Origin of the sequence: Paenibacillus phytorum (genome assembly GCF_013141715.1) — a bacterium.
Taxonomy (GTDB): Bacteria; Bacillota; Bacilli; order Paenibacillales; family NBRC-103111; genus Paenibacillus_E; species Paenibacillus_E phytorum.
The window spans coordinates 1-858 of sequence record NZ_WHOA01000044.1; the positions used below are offsets into that span (position 1 = coordinate 1).

The 858-nt window shown below is 33.8% G+C and carries 2 protein-coding genes; both read right to left on the bottom strand.

The window, feature by feature from the left end; genetic code table 11:
• Positions 1–12: 12 nt before the first annotated feature.
• Complete coding sequence (locus GC098_RS07305) at positions 13–264, bottom strand: hypothetical protein (RefSeq protein ID WP_171642399.1); 252 nt, start codon at positions 262–264, stop codon at positions 13–15.
• A gap of 107 nt (positions 265–371) precedes the next feature.
• Positions 372–809 (bottom strand): NUDIX hydrolase, encoded by a 438-nt coding sequence (locus GC098_RS07310; RefSeq protein WP_171642400.1) that lies wholly within the window; start codon positions 807–809, stop codon positions 372–374.
• Positions 810–858: the final 49 nt, after the last annotated feature.

Here is an 858-nt window from a genome sequence, read left to right on the forward strand (position 1 = left end):
ACCTGATTATTTCTATTTTACATATTCAGTTATTTTAAACGCCTGCTTTAAGCAAACAAGTTGATTTAAGTTTACTCCCATTTTATCGTTGAACACTCTGTAAATAAGCATAGCTAAGTCTGTTTCAGATTTACAAGATGATGATTTCAGAGCGATTTCTTTTACTTCGATGCTATATTCGTTCACTGGAGCGCCTCCTGCTAAAATTCCAACAGGATCCCATTCATTAATTACTTTAGTTAGAAACTCTATATCTACGTTCACTTATTTATCACCCTTCTGCTAGTAACACGGCAGCCGAAACATGCCAACAGCCACGCCTAAGTTGAATATTATAACTATAGTACTCAATAGTTCAACATCCAAATGAATTAGGAAAGCTCGTTTCTTAGCAAATCTGTTAATCCATTTGGATAAAGTATCTTATTCCCTAATAATAATTCTTCTTTCGAAACCCATTTAGCATAAGTAACCTTATCCCCTTCAAGTACAGTAAAATGTTCTTTCTCATATAGGCTTTTATCTTTAAAGTCAACTAAGTATATCTGAGTTATCTCGTGTCCTATATTATCATCTATTCTGAAGATATTTTCTAAACAGGTGATGTATCGTTTTATAATTACTTCAACGCCAATCTCTTCACTAAATTCTCTTATTAATGCCTCATCTGACCGCTCTCCAAGTTCAATTGTTCCACCAATTGGACGATAGTATAAACCTATTCCTTTTGAATGTTTACCTTCCTGCTGCTCCAAAAGAATATGGTTATCCTTAATAATCAGACCTAATGTATTAGCTCGTGGATACATCAAAAATGCCCCCTCTACTACCAATATATTTCTACGATGATATCAAGTA

Bases quoted from the DNA above. Each gene is read 5' to 3' on its own strand.
- GC098_RS07310 (WP_171642400.1), bottom strand. From the start codon at position 809: ATGTATCCACGAGCTAATACATTAGGTCTGATTATTAAGGATAACCAT.